The organism is Weizmannia sp. CD-2023 (assembly GCF_036225245.1).
Classification (GTDB): Bacteria; Bacillota; Bacilli; order Bacillales; family Bacillaceae_C; genus Weizmannia; species Weizmannia faecalis.
Window position 1 is genome coordinate 1 of the sequence record NZ_JARTJQ010000077.1, and the last position, 19,220, is coordinate 19,220.

At 47.6% G+C, this 19,220-nt stretch carries 18 protein-coding genes; 14 read left to right on the forward strand and 4 right to left on the reverse strand.

Annotation, left to right across the window (positions count from 1 at the left end; genetic code table 11):
- Window positions 1-402: 402 nt before the first annotated feature.
- Complete coding sequence (locus P9687_RS11050; protein ID WP_014095633.1) at window positions 403-1,437, forward strand: YkvI family membrane protein; 1,035 nt, start codon at window positions 403-405, stop codon at window positions 1,435-1,437.
- Between the two features lie 81 nt (window positions 1,438-1,518).
- Here the strand turns inward: P9687_RS11050 and P9687_RS11055 are convergent, their stop codons facing one another.
- Window positions 1,519-2,136 carry a CPBP family intramembrane glutamic endopeptidase gene (locus P9687_RS11055; RefSeq protein WP_014095632.1) on the reverse strand — a complete coding sequence of 206 codons (618 nt, stop codon included), beginning with the start codon at window positions 2,134-2,136 and terminating at the stop codon, window positions 1,519-1,521.
- Window positions 2,137-2,382: 246 nt separating this feature from the next.
- The gene (locus P9687_RS11060) at window positions 2,383-2,571 is read right to left on the reverse strand and encodes a YkvS family protein (protein ID WP_014095631.1); all 189 of its coding nucleotides are present in this window, start codon (window positions 2,569-2,571) and stop codon (window positions 2,383-2,385) included.
- 166 nt (window positions 2,572-2,737) lie between these two features.
- Between P9687_RS11060 and P9687_RS11065 the strand changes: the two genes are divergently transcribed.
- The 5 genes from P9687_RS11065 (at window position 2,738) to P9687_RS11085 (ending at window position 7,436) form a co-directional block, all read left to right on the forward strand.
- Window positions 2,738-2,932 (forward strand): hypothetical protein, encoded by a 195-nt coding sequence (locus P9687_RS11065; protein WP_026104678.1) that lies wholly within the window; start codon window positions 2,738-2,740, stop codon window positions 2,930-2,932.
- Window positions 2,933-3,326: 394 nt separating this feature from the next.
- Window positions 3,327-3,593: a phosphocarrier protein HPr gene (locus tag P9687_RS11070; RefSeq protein WP_013858895.1), complete on the forward strand. Its 267-nt coding sequence runs from the start codon at window positions 3,327-3,329 to the stop codon at window positions 3,591-3,593.
- Window positions 3,593-5,314, forward strand: a complete 1,722-nt coding sequence (ptsP, locus tag P9687_RS11075) for a phosphoenolpyruvate--protein phosphotransferase (protein ID WP_046721191.1) — start codon at window positions 3,593-3,595, stop codon at window positions 5,312-5,314. Before P9687_RS11070 ends, ptsP begins: the two co-directional genes overlap by 1 nt.
- Before the next feature lie 338 nt (window positions 5,315-5,652).
- The gene (locus P9687_RS11080; RefSeq protein WP_014095628.1) at window positions 5,653-6,438 is read left to right on the forward strand and encodes an SDR family oxidoreductase; all 786 of its coding nucleotides are present in this window, start codon (window positions 5,653-5,655) and stop codon (window positions 6,436-6,438) included.
- A 134-nt stretch (window positions 6,439-6,572) separates the two neighbouring features.
- Complete coding sequence (locus tag P9687_RS11085) at window positions 6,573-7,436, forward strand: NAD(P)-dependent oxidoreductase (RefSeq protein WP_017552155.1); 864 nt, start codon at window positions 6,573-6,575, stop codon at window positions 7,434-7,436.
- 231 nt (window positions 7,437-7,667) lie between these two features.
- On the opposite strand, the gene P9687_RS11090 is transcribed toward P9687_RS11085, so the two are convergent.
- Window positions 7,668-8,822 (reverse strand): aminotransferase A, encoded by a 1,155-nt coding sequence (locus tag P9687_RS11090; RefSeq protein WP_017552156.1) that lies wholly within the window; start codon window positions 8,820-8,822, stop codon window positions 7,668-7,670.
- Between the two features lie 239 nt (window positions 8,823-9,061).
- Here P9687_RS11090 and P9687_RS11095 point away from each other — a divergent pair, with 239 nt between their 5' ends.
- On the forward strand, window positions 9,062-9,964 hold the full coding sequence (locus P9687_RS11095) for a chemotaxis protein (protein ID WP_035189533.1): 903 nt from the start codon (window positions 9,062-9,064) through the stop codon (window positions 9,962-9,964).
- A 131-nt stretch (window positions 9,965-10,095) separates the two neighbouring features.
- Here P9687_RS11095 and P9687_RS11100 read toward each other — a convergent pair whose 3' ends face one another.
- Entirely contained in the window at window positions 10,096-10,563 is a 468-nt protein-coding gene (locus tag P9687_RS11100; RefSeq protein ID WP_211161953.1) for a YkyB family protein, read from the reverse strand.
- A gap of 175 nt (window positions 10,564-10,738) precedes the next feature.
- On the opposite strand from P9687_RS11100, the gene P9687_RS11105 reads away from it, so the two are divergent.
- The 7 genes from P9687_RS11105 to cbpB all read left to right on the forward strand — a co-directional run bounded on the left by P9687_RS11105 (window position 10,739) and on the right by cbpB (window position 19,204).
- Entirely contained in the window at window positions 10,739-13,855 is a 3,117-nt protein-coding gene (locus tag P9687_RS11105; RefSeq protein ID WP_168985973.1) for an MMPL family transporter, read from the forward strand.
- A gap of 257 nt (window positions 13,856-14,112) precedes the next feature.
- On the forward strand, window positions 14,113-15,792 hold the full coding sequence (locus P9687_RS11110; RefSeq protein WP_014095622.1) for a putative bifunctional diguanylate cyclase/phosphodiesterase: 1,680 nt from the start codon (window positions 14,113-14,115) through the stop codon (window positions 15,790-15,792).
- 166 nt (window positions 15,793-15,958) lie between these two features.
- Window positions 15,959-16,174, forward strand: coding sequence for a hypothetical protein (locus P9687_RS11115; RefSeq protein WP_014095621.1), 216 nt, complete (start codon window positions 15,959-15,961; stop codon window positions 16,172-16,174).
- A 131-nt stretch (window positions 16,175-16,305) separates the two neighbouring features.
- A complete protein-coding gene (fadH, locus tag P9687_RS11120; RefSeq protein WP_026683825.1) occupies window positions 16,306-17,070 on the forward strand; it encodes a 2,4-dienoyl-CoA reductase in 765 nt (254 codons plus the stop codon).
- Window positions 17,071-17,092: 22 nt separating this feature from the next.
- A complete protein-coding gene (locus P9687_RS11125) occupies window positions 17,093-18,001 on the forward strand; it encodes an acetamidase/formamidase family protein (protein WP_035190105.1) in 909 nt (302 codons plus the stop codon).
- A gap of 337 nt (window positions 18,002-18,338) precedes the next feature.
- Window positions 18,339-18,590 carry a YkuJ family protein gene (locus P9687_RS11130; RefSeq protein WP_013858910.1) on the forward strand — a complete coding sequence of 84 codons (252 nt, stop codon included), beginning with the start codon at window positions 18,339-18,341 and terminating at the stop codon, window positions 18,588-18,590.
- 167 nt (window positions 18,591-18,757) lie between these two features.
- Window positions 18,758-19,204, forward strand: coding sequence for a cyclic-di-AMP-binding protein CbpB (gene cbpB / locus P9687_RS11135; RefSeq protein WP_013858911.1), 447 nt, complete (start codon window positions 18,758-18,760; stop codon window positions 19,202-19,204).
- The last annotated feature ends 16 nt before the right edge of the window (window positions 19,205-19,220 follow it).

Genomic DNA, 19,220 nt, shown 5'->3' on the forward strand with positions numbered 1-19,220 from the left:
TTTTACTCCTCAGAGCTGCATGCACCTCTTTGATGCATTTTGGCCTTTCCAGCACAATGGCAAATTTGTCTTATGCTGAAAACAACTAAATGGATCTGCGTATCACCTTTTGACTATCTTTGACCTTTCTAATATCAGTATACAACAGCGCGGTCCGAAAATCAAAAGATTTGCATTTGCCATTAACGCTTATCAGCCAATGGTGTCATCTTTTATTTGACCAACTTTGACCTTTGCCTATAGTATAGGACAACTTTTTTTGCTTGTAAAGGGGTTTTTGACTTTTTTTGACCAATTTTTTACCGGCGGAAATGAACCGGCCGGGCTATTTTAAGAAAGCGGGACATAGGATAGTAACGGAGCTGACAGGTTGTCTTATTTTTTCTTAAAGGGGTGCAGGCGTTGAATAAGTGGGGCGGTGCTGTCCAAATCGCAGCCGTTTATATTGGAACGGTCATCGGAGCGGGGTTTGCAACAGGGAAAGAAATTACCGTTTTTTTTACACAGTTTGGGCTGTATGGATTGCTTACCATCTGCCTTTCAGGGTTTTTGTTTATTTTCTTTGGTACGAAAATGATGGAAAAAGCGATCGATTTGCATGCGGATTCCTATGAAACTTTAAACCGGTATTTATTTGGCAAAAAAGCGGCCGGTTTCGTGAATGTGATGATGATGGCCATGCTTTTCGGGGTTTGCGGCGTCATGCTGTCCGGTGCGGGTGCTGTTTTTGAGGAGCAGCTTCATATTGGGAGAGAAATAGGGATTTTATTGACGGTGCTTCTTGCCTTTCTTGTCATGTGTTTTGGCATCAAGGGGCTGCTTGGCGTCAATACATTTGTGGTGCCTTTGATGCTTTTGTTTAATTTTCTCCTTTTGTCGCAGTCCGTCCAGTCACCCGGATTTTTTCAAGCGCTCATGGCCCGGCCGGAAAGTGTTGATATGCCCCGTGCCCTTCTCCGCGCCCTTTCCTATGCGGCTTTGAATTTGGCGCTCGCGCAGGCGGTGCTTGTCCCGGTTGCGGCGGAAGTGAAAGATAAGGAAGTCGTCCGTGCCGGCGGGATACTGGGCGGGCTGTTTTTAACGCTCATCCTGATTTCCAGCCATTTGTCACTGGTCACGCTGCCGGACGTTGCCCAAGTGGAGATTCCGATGGCGCATATTGTGAAAGCGAGTTTTCCGGGCATTTATTTTATTTATGTTCTGCTGATTTTCGGGGAAATTTTCACTTCTATTATCGGGGATGCCTACGGGCTTGAGCGGCAAATGCAAAAATATATCCCGATGAAAAGCGGTTTGCTGTACGGGTTGATTTTTTCCGCCATTCTGCTGATCAGCAGCTTGCATTACGGCCCGCTATTATCGGTTTTATATCCCCTGTTCGGCTATTTCAGCCTTGTTTTTATGATGGCACTCGGAATAAAGACGATCCGGGGGTGACCGGTAAGGCATTCAAAACAGCTTTGCGCGGTTGTTATGCATTTGTGGCGGGCAAATGCCGAAAAAAAGCCGTCCCCATGCTTAAAAAATCGGCAGGAAGACGACAAGCAGCAAATCAAAGGTAAGATGCGACAAAATTTGTGCAGACAGGCTCCGTTTTTTTGCATACAGCAGCCCCCAGAAAATCGAACCGGCAAAAGCGGCAATGACCATGATTTTTAATCCGCAGTAAAAATAAACGGATGCGTTCAATACGGCGGAAATCAAAATCGCATATTTCGCTTCCATCATTTTCATGAGTCGGGCCTGGACAAATGAACGCCAAAAAATTTCTTCTCCGGGGATGAGAATCAGGACAAGCGCTAAGTAATGCCAGAAAGATTCGGGTGAAAAACGCCTGTATGCGCGGGCGACTTCATTGTCAAGCCCGCCCGGCAAAAAACCGAGTACTGTATTGCCAATTCTGAAAATAATATAGAGGAGAAAACCCGAAAAGATGCCATACAACAGCAATTGAAGGTACGGAAGCTTTTCGTGTTTTTCTGATTTTCCAAGAAAAACCGTGTAACTGATCAAAAACAGCATTGCGCCGGAATATAAATACCAAAAAACGGAGGTATCCCGAAACGTAATATATAGCAGAAGGTGGGCGATTAAGATACTTCCGAGAAGCTTTGTATCCACCATGTTTTTTGCCACCGCCAATGCGCTCCTTTCTTAAGTTCGCAAACCGCCGGCAAAAAAACCGGGAAGGGCCAAAAAAAGAGATCCGGCCCCGCAGTCCGGCCTTCGCGGCATTGGGTCAAACAAAAATACATTGAATATTTTAGCAGAGAAATAGGGAAAAAGGTATCCGGGAAAATAATGTTAAAAAATTCACAATCATAGAAACGGCAGTAAAAAACCGGCATGTGCCGGTTTTTTACTGCGCGGTAAGCGTTTGAATTAATGTAAAGCCGAATGGATAACCTGATAGTTTTTATGATTGACCACTGTTTTTTCATCAAGCTCCAGTTCCTGATAGTTTTCCATATAGGTTAAATCCACGATGACCGAGTTCTCGTTCACCTTTTCGACAATTCCTTGAAGCCCGTCTTTAAATTCAATAATGTCACCAATTTGTGCTTTTTTCATTGCGGTCCTCCCGTAAGAAAGTATTGTAACCAGTTTGCACTATTTTTCTGAAAAATTCAAGGCGAAAGGAACAGAAAAATACAAATCGGGCCGGTTTTAAAAAATCGCGAAAGCAAACAAGTAGGCGGCAGGAAGAATGTGGTACAATACCGGGTGGGGTGGTCGTATGTCGGAAGAAGAAATCAGACAGGAAATCAACCGGCTTCGCAACAGGGAAATCGAAGAATTATTCGTCAGCCGTGAAGATTTTATGGACTTCCGGAAAGTGCTTATTGCCGAGGAAGACTTTAAACATTTTAAGGGCATTGCCTTGCGCGGCGGGAATGTCCGCTATATTTATTTGGACGAGCCGGAAATCTGACCGGGGCATGCATAATTTTGTGCATTTTTAAGCAAAATGAAGTCAACTCTGATGATTGTTTTATTTGGAAAGGCATGTTATTCTATTACGGGGATTTTGTTTTTCCCGCACTGTGCAATATTTGTCATTTTTTTGATCCGGCCGGGGACATGCGTGTTCCCGGTTTCGGGCGAGGCGTGTTTTTGGCACGGATGGGCCGCGCGGACTTTGAGGGAGCAGCCTGCTGAATAACCGGGGATGAACGGTGTTTGCAGGTACCCGGCATCGCTGCGGTTTTTTTCAACCCCCGTTTGCAAAATTTGTCATTTGTATGAAGATGGTTGATAAATATTGACGAAAAATGTACAGTGCATTATTTTTAGAACTATATTATAGAAAAGGAGTCGTTCTACCCATGGCTGAAAAACAATTTAAAGTAACAGCAGATACAGGAATCCACGCACGTCCTGCTACATTGCTCGTACAAACGGCAAGCAAATTCGATTCAGATATCCAATTGCAGTACAAGGATAAGAAAGTGAACCTGAAATCGATCATGGGGGTTATGTCCCTTGGAATCGGCAAAGGCGCCGACATTACCATTTCTGCAGAAGGCAACGATGCACAAGATGCATTGAACGCTTTAGCTGAATTAATGAAAAAAGAGGGTCTGGGCGAATAATGTCAACCATTTTAAAAGGTATAGCAGCATCCAACGGGATTGCCATCGCAAAAGCATATCGTCTGGTAGAACCGGATTTGTCTTTTGAAAAAAGGTCTATCCAGAATGTTTCGGATGAATTGAAACGCTTTGATACTGCTGTGTCTGAATCCAAGTCTGAACTGCAGGCGATCAGGGAGCATGCAATGAAGGCGCTGGGGGCGGACAAAGCAGCGATCTTTGATGCCCATTTGCTCGTTTTGGAAGATCCGGAACTGTTGACGCCGGTCCAGGACAAAATCAGGGATGACCAGGTCAATGCGGAATACGCATTGAAAGAAGTTGCGGATATGTTCGTGACCATGTTCGAACAAATGGACAACGAATATATGCGCGAACGTGCAGCGGACATCCGCGACGTGACAAAACGGATTCTGGCTCATCTGCTGAAAGTGGATATTCCGAATCCAAGCATGATCTCGGAAGAAGTCATTGTCATTGCTGAAGACTTGACCCCTTCTGATACGGCGCAGTTGAACCGCCAGTATGTAAAAGGTTTTGCAACAAATGTCGGCGGGCGTACGTCCCACTCTGCGATCATGGCGCGTTCTTTGGAAATTCCGGCAGTCGTCGGGACGAAAACGGCGATCCAGGATATCCAAAACGGCGACCTTGTCATCGTGGACGGCAGCAATGGCGATGTCCATGTGAATCCGACACCTGAAGTGGTCGATGAATACAAACAAAAGCAGGAACAATTTGAACGGCAAAAAGCCGAATGGGCGAAGCTGATCAATGAAAAATCCGTTTCGAAAGACGGCCATACGGTTGAACTGGTTGCCAATATCGGCACCCCGAACGATCTCGACGGCGTAATCCGGAACGGCGGGGAAGGCGTCGGCCTGTACCGTACAGAGTTCCTCTATATGGGTAGGGACGAACTTCCGTCAGAAGAAGTGCAATTTGATGCCTATAAAGCGGTGCTTGAAGGCTTAAAAGGCAAACCGGTTGTAGTCCGTACGCTGGATATCGGCGGCGACAAAAAACTGCCATACTTGCCGCTTCCGGAAGAAATGAACCCGTTCCTCGGCTTCCGTGCGATCCGCTTGTGCCTGGACAGACAGGATATTTTCCGCACCCAGCTGCGTGCATTGCTCCGCGCGAGCGCATACGGCAACCTGAAAATTATGTTCCCGATGATTTCCAATCTGGATGAATTCCGCAAAGCAAAAGCGATTCTTTTGGAAGAAAAAGAAAAGCTTATCCAGGAAGGCGTGCAGGTTGCAGATCATATCGAAGTCGGCATTATGGTTGAAATTCCTTCCACTGCCGTAATGGCTGATTTGTTTGCAAAAGAAGTTGATTTCTTCAGTGTCGGCACAAACGATCTGATCCAGTACACGATGGCTGCAGACCGTATGAACGAACACATTTCGTATTTGTACCAGCCGTATAACCCGGCCATTTTACGCCTTGTGAAACGCGTCATTGACGCGGCGCACAAAGAAGGCAAATGGGCCGGCATGTGCGGCGAAATGGCCGGAGACGAAATCGCTATTCCGATTCTGCTCGGCCTCGGCCTTGATGAATTTTCAATGAGCGCTTCTTCGATTTTAAGGGCCCGTTCCCAAATCAGGAACCTGAATAAGGCTGATATGGAAAAACTGGCAGAAGACGTTTTGAACCTCACAACGAACGAAGAAGTAAAAGAACACGTGAAAAAAGTTCTTTCAAAGGCATAAAAAAAATTTTTCAAAAACAGGTTTAGGGGCGAAGGAAGCGGGTATATGTAAACCATCCCAGCATTAAGGGTAGTATTATTGGTATCCAGTATTGTTACAATACCGGATGTATATCGTTTCTTTCTCATTTTTCCCCCTATTTTTGCCGAGTGGCTTTGCCATTCGGCTTTTTTTTGGATTGCGCTTTGGCGGAGCGCACATCAAAATGCCGGATATCCATTTTTAACGGAAAAATGGTGGGGAAGCCGGTTTGAAGCTTTATCGTGTATGGATGGGGAAAAATCGTTTATAATGAAGACAGGATTTTGTGAACATAAGATTTCGGGGAGGGATTTTGAATGGATTTAGGGTTGAAAGGAAAAGCCGCCCTTGTTGCCGCTTCCAGCCAGGGGCTTGGGAAAGCGGTAGCCAAACAACTTGTAATGGAAGGCGCGGATGTCCTCATTACAAGCCGGAATGAAGAAAAACTGCAGGCGGCAAAAGAAGAATTATCCGCTTACGGCACCGGAAAAGTAGCGTATATCCGGGCAGATATTACCCATCCGGAAGATATTCGCGCCATGGTACAAAAAGCACGGGATACATTCGGCAGACTGGATATACTGGTCAACAATGCAGGAGGACCGCCGGCCGGAAGTTTTGAAGATATGGCGGATGAAGACTGGCAAAAATCATTCGAACTGAATCTGCTTTCGTACATACGCATCATCAGGGAAGCATTGCCACTTTTAAAGAAAAACGGCGGCCGGATCATCAACATTGCCTCTTCATCCATTAAGGAGCCGATCCCGGGGCTGATTTTGTCGAATACGTTCCGGACGGGCATTGTGGGGCTTTCGAAAACGCTGGCGGAAGAATTTGCCCCGTACCAAATCCTTGTGAATACGGTCGGCCCGGGCAGAATTGCAACGGACCGGATCGTCCATCTTGACAAAGTGACAGCGGAGAAAACCGGAAAATCGATGGAAGAAGTCCAGGCAAAGGAACTGGAGTCGATTCCGCTCGGCAGATACGGCGAACCGGACGAATTCGGGAAGTTTGTTGCGTTTCTGGCTTCGGAAGCCAATTCCTATGTTACCGGAAGCAGCTTCCTGATCGACGGCGGAAAAGTCAAATCGATTTAATTTGCCAGGTTTAAAGCAGATCATGCGGGGTATAAAATAGAGGAAAGATTGTTTTCTTCCTTGTACCCCCATGTTTGCTTTTGGCCTGCTGTGATGCAGGCTTTTTTGTTTATTTGCGAAAAGGGGGACCCATGATGAAAAAGATCGGATTTATCGGGTTAGGCGTAATGGGCCGGAGCATGGCGCAAAATTTGCGAAACGCAGGATATCCGCTTTTTGTCTATAACCGGACAAAAGAAAAAGCGGAGCCGCTTCTCAAAGCAGGAGCCGAATGGTGCAGCACGCCGGCAGAAACGGCTGCAAAATCAGATATCGTCATTACGATGGTCGGCTATCCGCACGATGTGGAAGAAGTGTATTTCGGGGAAAACGGGCTGCTTGGCGCGGCGAAAGAAGGAACGATCCTGATTGATATGACCACTTCCACGCCGACCCTTGCCAAAAAGATTGATGAAGCGGCGAAAGCGAAACAGGTGAAGGCGCTTGATGCACCGGTTTCCGGCGGCGATATCGGGGCGCAAAAAGGCAATTTGACGATTATGGTAGGCGGCGAAGAATCGGTATTTGAAGAAGTAAAACCGGTTTTTTCCGTACTCGGGGAAAATATCGTACTGCAGGGCGGCCCGGGATCCGGCCAGCATACAAAAATGTGCAACCAGATCGCCATTGCCTCCAATATGATTGGTGTGACAGAGTCGGTTGTGTATGCGAAAAAAGCAGGGCTCGATCCGGAAAAAGTGCTCAAATCTATCAGCGCCGGGGCAGCCGGGAGCTGGTCAATGTCCAATCTTGTTCCGCGCATGCTTGCGGGCGATTATTCCCCGGGCTTTTTTATCAAGCATTTTATTAAAGACATGAAAATCGCCCTTGATGAAGCGGAAAAAATGGGGCTCGACCTGCCGGGGCTTGCACTCAGCAAAAAATTATATGAAGAACTGGCTGCAAAAGGTGAAGAAAACAGCGGCACACAAGCATTGATTAAATATTGGTCCAAGTAAAGTTTGCCCGCCGGCATATGCCGGCGGGCTTATTTTTTATGCGGGCGGGATCATCCTGGTCGGGTCATATGCCCATGTTCCAGCAAATTTTGTTAACACGGGAAGCCATTATGGTTTAACGCGGGCTTCTGTCCTTATGGCGAACGCGGCGCCAGCAAGGAATTTCATTTTCAACATGACGCCCATTGCCATGGAATGCGGCACCAGCAGAAAATCAGCCGGCACATAGTTTCAGGATAGATTTGCAACAAACTTTTCCATGCGCGCAAGCCCTTTTTCAAGTTGATCCATGCTGCATGCGTAAGACATCCGGAACCAGCCTTCGCCGTACTTCGAAAAAGCGCTCCCCGGGACAACCGCGACTTTTTGCTGTTTTGCCAGATCCAGCGCAAAATCGAAAGAGGACCGCTTCCACGCTTCCGGCACCTTTGCGAATACGTAAAAAGCCCCGTCCGGTTTCACATAGCCAATGCCGATCTCATCCAGCCTCCTGCATACATAGTCTCTCCGTTTTTCATATTCCGTTTTCATGGCATGCGCGTCATCGATGCCGGCTGTCAGCGCTTCAAGCGCCGCCATCTGGGAAATAGAAGGCGCGCACGACACATTATATTGGTGGACTTTTAAAATATGCTTTGTGAGCCATTCCGGCGCAAACACGAAGCCGATCCGCCAGCCGGTCATCGAGTGGGACTTTGAGACGCCGTTAATGACAATGGTCTGCTCCGGCAAAAACGAAGCAATCGAGACGTGCTGCAGATTGTACGTTAGCTCGCTATAAATTTCATCGGCCAGAATGAAAATATCACGGCCGCGGAGCAGGTCTGCAATTTCCTGCAATTCCGCCTTTTCGAGCGTAACCCCTGTCGGATTGGAAGGGTACGGCAAAATGATGCATTTCGTTTTTGCTGTGATAGCCTGGCGGATGAGATCCGCGGTTAGCTTAAACCGGTTTGCCCTTGTGTCCACGTGCACCGGAACGGCTCCCAACAGGCGGATGGCCGGTTCATACCCCGGGTAAACGGGCCCGGGCAGGATGACTTCGGAACCGGGTGTCAATACGGTTCTGAGCGTAATATCGATCGCCTCGCTGGCGCCGATCGTGACAATGACTTCCGTTTCCGGTTTATAAGACAGGTTGTATTTCGTTTTTACAAATTGTGCTGCAGCCTTGCGCAAAGCAAGGTCGCCGGCATTGTGGGTATAGGTTGTCTTATTTTCTTCAATGGCGCGGATCCCTGCTTGTTTGACATGTTCCGGCGTTTTAAAATCGGGCTGGCCGATTGTAAATGAGACCATGTCTTCGATTCCGGCAACCATGTTTGAAAACTTGCGGATGCCGGATATTTCAATCTCCCGCACATGCGGGTTCAGTAAATGTTCCAAAACCGGTTTCCTCCTCTTTCACGAATTGCTTTTCATTAAATATGTATGTCCTGTTCTTCTTCATCTTACCACGCTTGCACATTTGTGAAAAAGCAATCTTTTCCGTTTGCCCTTTTAGAGGTGAAACATTCTGGTCCATCTGCCGATATAATTCATGTGGGCAAATATTGAGAATCGGGCAGTCCGCAAAATGCTCCGCGCCGGATTTTCATACGTTTTAGAACGAGGGGGCAAAAAAAATGAGTCTAGAGCACGAGATTTTACTGGAAAGCGGCACAAACGAAGTTGAGATCGTAGAATTTTCTGTCGCACAAAATCATTACGGCATCAATGTCATTAAGGTGAAGGAAATTATCATGCCGGCTGCGGTTACCACCATTCCGCACGCCCATCCAAATATTGAAGGCATTATCCAGCTGCGCGGGGAAATACTGCCGGTTGTTAATTTGCGCAAAGTACTCGGGCATCCGCCTGAAACGGGCGAGGATGACAAATTTATCGTGACGGAGTTCAACCAGCAAAAAATTGTCTTTCATGTGGACAATGTTTCAAAAATCCACCGGTTCTCCTGGGATCAAATTGAAAAACCGTCTGGGATGTATGCGGGCACCGATACACAGGTGATCGGCGTGATCAAGAAAGAAGACATGATGATTTTGCTGCTTGATTTTGAAAAAATGATTGCGGAAATCAACCCGGAAGCCACGATCCGGGTGGAAGAAGTCAAAAAGCTTGGAAAGCGGGAGCGGAACAATAAACGGATTGTGATCGCGGAAGATTCCGGCCTGCTCAGGGAATTGCTCCGCGATACGCTGCTTGAAGCCGGGTATGAACAAATTGCGTTTTTTGAAAACGGGAAAGAAGCATTCGAATATTTATCCGGGATTGCAGAAAGCGGAAAAGAGATTAAAGATGAAGTCCAGCTTGTGATTACGGACATTGAAATGCCGCAAATGGATGGACACCATTTAACGAAAAAAATAAAAGAAGATCCTGCATTAAAAGTGCTGCCGGTTATCATCTTTTCGTCGCTGATCACGGACGCATTGAGGCATAAAGGGGAAATGGTCGGCGCCGATGCCCAAATCAGTAAACCTGAAATCAACCAGCTTATCCTTGCGATGGACGAAAAAGTGCTGTAAACGCAGAAAAGCCCCCGGCTAATCGCGGAGGGCTTTCCTGTATGGTTGCGTATCGTGATTCATCTGGAAGGGGTCTTTTACCCGGTTTTGCAAACGGATTTTCCCGTTATTTGGTTTGCGCTTGCTGCGGCTTAGAAAAAGGAGTCACCCAATTTTTTAAAAACCGGTTTGCAATTTTTCCTGCCGGTGCGGGGCTGCCCCGGATGCTGTTGTTTTTCCGTGAGCCCAGTATACTGCTCGAGCAACTGCTTAGCCTGGCTTAAAGGCATGCGGCATTTCGGGTTCCTTGTTTTATGGTCCAGGTATCCGAGATGGGGGAGGTTTTTAAAATCGTCTTTTGACGGCGGAATATGGAATGTATAATCACCGCACTTTACAAGCACATCAGACTGCTGCTGGCTGTACTTTGGATGCTCGGAAAAGTGTAGCCCGACTTTCAGTGCTTTCCCTTCCTGGATCATTTTTTCAAGCGCTTTTTTCTTTAAAAGGTAAAGAAATTTTGGATTGGTTGCGGTTTTCGCATGGCGATTGACCGTGAATACAGCATAAGAGAGGTTTTCGATTGTAGGTTGTAATGGAGCAGGTTTATGCGAATTCAAATAGAGAACTCCTTTCATTTTTAATCATATTATTTTTTAGTCAATTATACTACTTTTCGTTTATTTTGGAAAGAAAGCAACATGAAAATGTCCATTTTTTTACATACTTCTGCGGCCGTTTGTTTTATAATGGTTCAAGAGTGACGTGATCACAAGCTTGGGAGGAAACCAGTTCATGAAGCGATTGGTGCAGTTGAAATGGATTGTTGTTTTAGTATGGGCATTGATCAGCATTTTATTGGCATGGAAAGCGCCGGCAATGGAACCATTAGTCAGGGAAAAAGGCCAGATTAAGGTTCCGGAAGGTTATGCCTCGCAACGGGCGGCTGAAATCAAAAGCCGGCACCAGCAGACAGAAAACCACGGTACAAGCGTCATCATCGTGTTCCATGACCGGGTAAAAATATCCGGCCATGAGATGGGGCATATCCGGAGCACACTTGAACGGCTGGAAAAAAATAAAAAGCAATATGCGATTACGGGCTTAACAACCCATTTTCGCGAGCCGGCCCTTAAAAGTGAGCTTGTCTCCAAAGACGGAAAAACGGTGATGGCCATTGCCAGCGTGGATCCGGGCAAGAAGTCTTTTAAAACAGTGCGCGCGGCTTTGCAGAAAGCGGTAAAAACGCCGGGCGTCGAGGTGATGATGACCGGCAACAGGCTGATCAATGAAGATGTCACGGACAGATCACAGGCGGGCTTGAAAAAAACAGAAGCGATTACGATTGTTTTCATCCTGGCCGTCCTTGTGCTCGTGTACCGTTCAATCGTCGCGCCGCTCATCCCGCTATTAACGGTCGGGCTTTCTTATCTTGTCAGCCAGTTTATCGTTGCGATACTCGTCGACAAGCTTGATTTTCCGGTTTCAAATTTTACGCAAATTTTTCTCGTTGCTGTTTTGTTCGGGATTGGTACGGATTATTGTATTTTGCTGCTCAGCCGCTTTAAGGAAGAACTGGCGGATGGCAAAGAAACATTGCCGGCCATTCTTGCGACTTACCGTTCGGCCGGGAAAACGGTGCTGTTCAGCGGCATTGCCGTCCTGATCGGTTTTGCCTCGATCGGGCTTGCCAGTTTTAAGCTGTACCAATCCGCTTCTGCCGTTGCGGTCGGGGTAGCCGTTTTGCTGCTTGCCCTGTTTTCGATTGTGCCGTTTTTTATGGCTGTGTTAAAGAAAGGGCTGTTCTGGCCTGTGCGCGGGGACATTTCCCACCATGAAAGCAAAATTTGGGAACGGGCCGGCCTTTTTGCGCTGGCAAGGCCGTTTCTTTCCCTTGCGATTGTGGCGGTGATCATGGTTCCGCTATTGATCAGCTATAACGGAAAGCTGTCTTTCAATTCTCTCGATGAACTCGGGGACAACTACGATTCCGTAAAAGCGTTCAACATCATTGCCGAAAGTTTCGGCGCCGGGAAAGCAATGCCGGCCGAAGTCGTCCTCGAGAATGATGAGCCTGTTAAATCAAAAGACTATCTCGCTTTAATCGAGAAAATCAGCGCTGATCTGGATAAAGTCCCGCATGTTGCACAAATTCAAAGCGCGACAAGGCCGGACGGTTCGGTAATGAAAGAAATTTATGTCAAAAACCAGGCCAAAACATTGGGTGAAGGGCTGGAAAAAAGCCATAACGGCATTCAGAAAATCAAATCAGGATTAACGGGGGCATCCGGTTCCCTGGAAAACGCCAAATCAAAGTTTAAAGAAGCAACCGACGGGATCGGGGAGCTGGAGGCCGGTTCAGAGAAAATCTCAGCCGGCATGGGGAATCTGTCAAACTCGCTCAGCCGGATTGAAGAAGGCATCCAGAGCGGTTCGGCGGGCGCGGACGAACTGAAAAGCGGGGTAAAAAATGCCCAGCAGCAGGCAAAGGAACTGCAGTCCGGTTTTAACCAGCTGTATGGAAAATACCAGCTCGTCCAGTCTGGCATCCGCCAGTTTATCAGCCAAACGGACCAGTTGCCGGCTGATATTCCGAAGCAGGTCAGCTCCCTGCAAGCGGCTTACCAGGCGTTTTTAAAAGATAATCCGGAAGCAGCGAATGACCCGCAATTCCAAAAAGTGCAGCAGGCGATGAATGAGCTTGGGCTCGGCACCGGTAATGACAATGATACCATTGTCAGCCTGTACCGCCAGATTGATGCCGTCACAGCAACATTGGAAAGCGTGGACGCAAAACTTTCAGCGATTTCCGCCGGGCTTGGCCGCTTTGCCGATGGGTTTACGCCGATCATCAACGGGCTTGATCAGCTTGAAAACGGTTTGAACCAGACCGCAGCAGGCCAAAACGAAGTGATCCGGAAAATCCCGGCGCTGCAAAAAGGGCTTCAGGGGATCGCGGACGGCCAGGCACAGCTGAAAACCGGCCTCACGACGTTTGGAACCCATATGAATCAGCTTTCCGATGGTCTTGATAAAAGCGCAGCAGGACTCGGGAAAATCGAATCCGGGTTGTACGATGCCGGTTCTTATCTGAATGATTTGGCAGATGAAACAAGTATGGAACAGTCCGGCATTTATATTCCGGATGCCCTGCTTTCAAATGCGGATTATCAGAAAGCGCTGGGCCATTATATTTCGAAAGACGGAAAAATGGTGACTTTTCATCTGATATTAAATGAAAACCCGTACTCCAACAGGGCAATGGCTGATATTAGTCATATCAACCGGGCATTAAAAGACGCCGTAAAGGGGACAAAATTAGAAAATGCCCACATCGGGATCGGCGGCGTGTCAAGCATCAACCGCGATTTGGATAAGATGTCGAAAGCGGATTACACGCGTACCGTCACTTTTATGCTGATCGGGGTGGCCGCCGCGCTTTTGATTTTCTTGCGGTCGATCGTCATGCCGCTCTATTTGCTGGCGTCCCTTCTTATCACTTATTTTGCATCTGCCGGTTTAACGGAAATCATTTTTGTCCATCTGCTCGGCTATCCGGGTATCAGCTGGGCGGTGCCGTTCTTCGGTTTTGTCATTTTAATCGCGCTCGGTACCGACTATTCCATCTTTTTAATGGAACGGTTCAATGAATACCAGCATTTGCCTGCAGAAGAGGCGATTTTGCTTGCCATGAAAAAGATGGGGACCGTCATTCTTTCTGCAGCCATCATTCTTTCCGGCACTTTTGCGGCTATGATGCCGTCCGGCGTTTTATCATTGCTGCAAATCGCCACCCTGACACTTACCGGGCTTCTGTTTTATGCCTTGATCATGCTGCCCTTGTTTGTGCCGGTGCTTGTAAAAATGCTTGGGAAGGCAAATTGGTGGCCCTTTATCGCAAATCAGAAGTAAAAAAGGGGCAACAAGTGAGCGACGGGCGGATCACTACCGACGGAAAAAGACAAAAACCGGGAGTGGCGGGACCCGGCAAATGGATGGCCGGCCTAGAAGGAAAGCAACGGCCGCGGATTTCCCGGCCGCACTTTCCGCCCCGGTTTTTTGTATTTTAACTATGCTTTTCGTACATTTCTCTGTAAAATAGAAATATACTTTCACCTGAGTTTTTCAGCGTCAGCAAGCATTTTCTTGATCAGAAAAAGGATGATATTATGGACAAATCGAAAGCTGAAGGACAAACAAAGAAATTCCAGGAACTGCCAATCGATGTTTTTTTCAGCCGCGATTTTCTTTCCAAGCTTTCCGAGACGGTCAGTGTTTTGAAAGTGGAGAACGGGCCGGCGTTTAAGTTTGTTTATGTGAACAAAGAAGAGCAGATGGAAAAAACCGGAAAATTTCTACAGGATGTCCTCGAGGAAGAGGAAGCCGCCCGGTTTGAATATTTTTGCCAAACTGCGCTGGAAGATAACAAAGCTGTCGACTTCATCCATCATTCGGATGCAAGGCGCATCCTCCATACTTCTTTGGCCGGCATGAACGGCGGAGAGTGGGTGATTGCCATTACAAGGGATGTGACAGCACTGCTGGATGGCGAACGGATGCTTCCGGATGCACGTACATATCAGCTTGACCCTTTAACAGGCCTTTGGAACAGGCACGCTTTGCTGGATCGGTTGAACAGGAAAACGGCGGAAGCAAAAAAAGGCGCGCCCCATCCGGCTGTATTATATATCGATCTTGACCGTTTTAAATATTTTAACGATATTCTTGGCCAGCATGTCGGCGATGAAATTTTAAAACGGATAGCCATCCGCCTGAAGCAGCTTCCCTTTTCGGATTACGAAGTGTACCGCCAGGGCGGCGATGAGTTTATCGTGCTTACGGCCGGGTGCTCACGGGAAGAAGTGAAACAAATGGCGGAACAGATCCTGGCGCTCTTTTATGACCCGTTTAAAATTGAAGGGGAAGATTATTTTTTGACGCCGTCCGTTGGCATCAGCCTGTTTCCGGAAGACGGCGAAGACGGGGAAACGTTAATCAAACATGCGGACACGGCTCTTTTTAAAGTGAAGGAACGGGGGAAAGGGCATTTCCTTTTTTACAGCAAAAAAATGGATGCCGACTTCCATAATTATATTTTGATGGAAGCCCATCTCCGCCGCGCCATTGAAAAAAACGAGCTGGCCGTCCATTATCAGCCGCAAGTGCAGCTCGATACGGGCAAAATTAAAAGTTTTGAAGCCTTGTTGAGATGGCGCAACCCGAAATTCGGTAATGTCCCGCCTTTGAAGTTCATTCCGCTTGCAGAAGAAACAGGGCTGATCACTTCAATCGGCGCGTGGGTGATCGATCACGTATGCGCGCAAATTGCACAGTGGCGGCAAAAAGGGTGGGCCGGTTTCCGGGTCGCTGTGAATATATCCCCGAAGCAGTTTCTTGATCCCGGCCTGGCCGGACTTATCGGAAGAACGCTTGAAAAATACAAGCTGCCTGCGTCCGTGCTTGAAATTGAAATTACGGAAGGCGCAATGGAAGATAAAGGCCATATTTTAAAAGTGCTTAGTAGCCTGAAAGAAATGGGGCTGACGATATCGGTCGATGATTTCGGAACCGGGTATTCTTCTTTGAACTATCTTAAAAAATTTCCGGTTGACATTTTAAAAATTGACCAGTCTTTTGTCCGGGAACTGGAAAACAGCCAAAAAGATGCGGCCATTACAAAAACGATCATTCACCTTGCCCACCAGCTCGGGCTTGAAGTCGTCGCGGAAGGGGTCGAGGAACAAGGACAGGTGGAGTTTTTGCAATCGGCCCGCTGCCAGAAAGCACAAGGTTACTTCTTCAGCCGGCCTGTCCCCGCCGAAGAAGTGGAAAAGCAGCTGTTTGTGTAAAATCCGTCCGGTTAAATTGCAAAAACGTATTTTCTTTTCCCCTGACTAATGGTACATTGTATGGTATGGTATAGAAAAAAGAATTTCACCAAGACGGCTCTTTCTATCGTTTTCGGTGCCAGCCGGAATCCGGGCCGCATTTTTGGACACGGAAGGAGCGTTCAAAATGAGCGAAAGAATGGACATGATTTTTATCCCGGCTGAGGCTGGATATATTAAAGTTTACGTTTTCGGTTTTTTGCGTGACAGTGCCTGGGGGCAGGCGTATGCGGAATATAACGGCCTGACGGTTGTGGTAAAAGGCTATAACCGTAAGAAAACGATCATCCGGGCATTAACGAAGCTGCATGAGTCCTTATTAAAAATAAAAAAAGATTCTTAGTTTCATACGCCCTGGAAGCACTTGGGCCGGGGCACTGGGATCGTTTGCGACGGTATCCGGCAGCTTGCCGAATCCGTTGATTTTTTTATATATAATGAATGGCTGTTCATTCATGAAAGGGGAGAAGGTTGATGAAAGAAAAAGTTGTCATCGTAACAGGCGGTTCAAGCGGAATGGGGAAGGCAATGGCGGCCAAATTTGCGCAGTCAGAAGCAAAAGTGGTCATTACAGGAAGGGATGAGGAAAAATTAAAGGCAACAAAAGCGGAACTGCTCCGTTACCATTCTGATATTCTCACGGTGCAAATGGATGTCCGGAATCCGGAAGACGTCCAGCGAATGGTGGAAGAGACAGACAAAAAATTCGGACGCATTGATTTCCTTGTCAATAATGCCGCCGGAAATTTTATCTGCCCGGCGGAAAAATTATCGGTAAACGGCTGGAATGCGGTCATCAATATTGTCTTAAACGGGACATTCTATTGTTCACGGGCGGTTGGAAACTACTGGATAGAAAAAAAGATCAAAGGGAGCATCCTCAATATGGTCGCCACCTATGCCTGGGGGGCAGGAGCCGGCGTTGTCCATTCTGCAGCGGCAAAAGCGGGTGTGTTATCCTTAACACGTACGCTTGCGGTGGAATGGGGCAAAAAATACGGCATCCGCGTCAATGCGATCGCGCCCGGCCCGATTGAAAGAACAGGCGGTGCGGGCAAGCTGTGGGAATCGGAAGAAGCGGCAAAAAGGACATTAGACAGTGTCCCGCTCGGACGGCTCGGAACGCCGGAAGAAATTGCCGAACTTGCTTTTTTCCTGTTCTCGTCCCATGCTGCCTATATCAATGGAGAAGTGATTACAATGGACGGCGGCCAGTGGCTGAATCAGCATCCTTTTTAAACGGCCGCGAAAGGAGCGGATCATGCAGCAACTGAAAAAAGAACATTTTATCACCCATTTTTCAGCGGAAAACAAGCCGGCTTACAAAGTCCGGCTGAACGAAACGTTTGCCGTGGAGACGTTTGATTGCTACGGCGGAAAAATCACATCGGAAACCCAGCTTAGGACGGAAGTGGACATTCCCTTTATCAACCCGGCGACAGGTCCGATTGAGATTGAAGGGGTCAAAAAAGGCGACATCCTTTGTATTAATATTCAAAATATTGAGCTGGATGAAGCCGGTGTTATGGTGCTTTACCCTGGGATGGGGGTGCTCGGCGAGGATGTAAAAGAAACCGATACGCGCATCATCCGGGTGAAAGACGGTCACATCCAGTTTAACAGCCAGCTTCAATTTCCGGCTGCCCCGATGATCGGCGTTATCGGCGTTGCCCCGGAAAAAGGCGCGGTGCTTTGTGAAACACCCGGGGACCATGGCGGCAATATGGATACGAGATGGATCACGACGGGGTCGAAATTGTACTTTCCCGTTTTCCATGACGGTGCCCTGCTTGCGCTTGGCGATCTTCACGCCGCAATGGGGGACGGGGAACTGGATGGTTCCGGCGTGGAAATTGGCGGAAAAGTCACCCTGCAATGCACGAAACTGGCCGGCGCGCCCGCCATCGGCATGCCGGTCGTTGAAACCGACCGCGCATGGTTTTTGATTTCATCGGCAGAAACCGTGGAAGCGGCGGCGAAAAAAGGGATGCGAGCGGCTGCAAACAGGTTCCGGGCTGCTTTCGGGCTTGGGTTTAATGACGCCTACAGGCTGTTGAGTGCCACATGCTCCCTTGAAATCAGCCAGATTGTAAATCCGCTTGTGACAGTCAGAATAGCCGTGCCGAAAGCTGTTTTGCCCGATTTGTTCGCGCCGGGCCCTCTGCTTTAAAAGCAGGACACTGAAAAAGTATTCAAGAAACGGTGAGACACTCTGGATGAGCGGTGTCTCGCCGTTTTTATGTTTTCTTTTCAATTTTTTGGAGCGGCTTCTTTTAAAACAGGAGTTTTTTCTCCGGGACAAATCGCAAAAATGTTACAAGGTCTTCCCCGATTTCGGATAAAATAAGGACAGAAACGGCACAAAATGAAAAAATTTGCCGCCGCTCCCTTTTCTAAGCGAAGGTTTTACTGTAAAATTCGAATGGGACAGGTTATCATTTGTGTGAATAAAAGGGTGAATGCCGGCATCCAAAACCGGTACTCACGTTCGTTGAAAGGAGTCCATTATGTCTCAATTATTAGGTATTATCCAAAGACTGCAGGCGATGCAGGAAGCAAAAGATACAGGGGAAGTCCAGCAACGGCGTTTTGAAGTGAACGGCAAGGCGCTCTGCCAGGTGAAATTTTTCCCGCAGACCGGAACGTTTGAACTGGAAGTATTCGATGGGCAAAAACACGCCAGCAAGTACCAGTTTGACGATCTGGATATTGCCGCCATCGAAATCTTTGATATCGTCCAGGAAGGCTCTGACAGTTAAAAAATTTTTTCGCCCGGCACAAAGCCGGGCGTTTTTCTTTCGTCAATCAAGTCCTGTTTATGATAAAATAGTAGTGATCCATCATGCATCAACGGCAAACGAAATAAGCATCTCCTCTTGAAGGTTTTTGTACCTGAAAATACGGAAGAAAAGGAGATTTTTGCAAGATGATTTCATTGCAGAGCCAGGAATTTCTTGAACCGAAAATCATGGATTTTATGATCCCGTCTGAAAAAGTGGCCCATGTGCAGGTTGGGAACAGCCTGGAACATGCTTTGCTCGTGCTGACGAAAAGTGGGTATGCCGCTGTTCCGGTTTTGGACGCCAGCTACCGACTGCACGGCCTGATCAGTTCCGCGATGATCACCGATTCCATTTTGGGGTTGGAACGGATTGAGTTTGAAAAACTAGGCGAGATTAAGGTGGAACAGGTCATGAAGGCGGACATTCCACGGCTGAATGTGCATGACAATTTTGAAAAAGCGTTGCGCTGGCTTGTTGACCACAATTTTTTATGTGTTGAAGACGATGAAGGATTTTTTGCCGGCATTTTTACACGGCGTTCGCTTCTGAAGGAATTGAACCATCATATTCATAAATTGAATCATTTTTAGCGGTGGCACCGCGCAA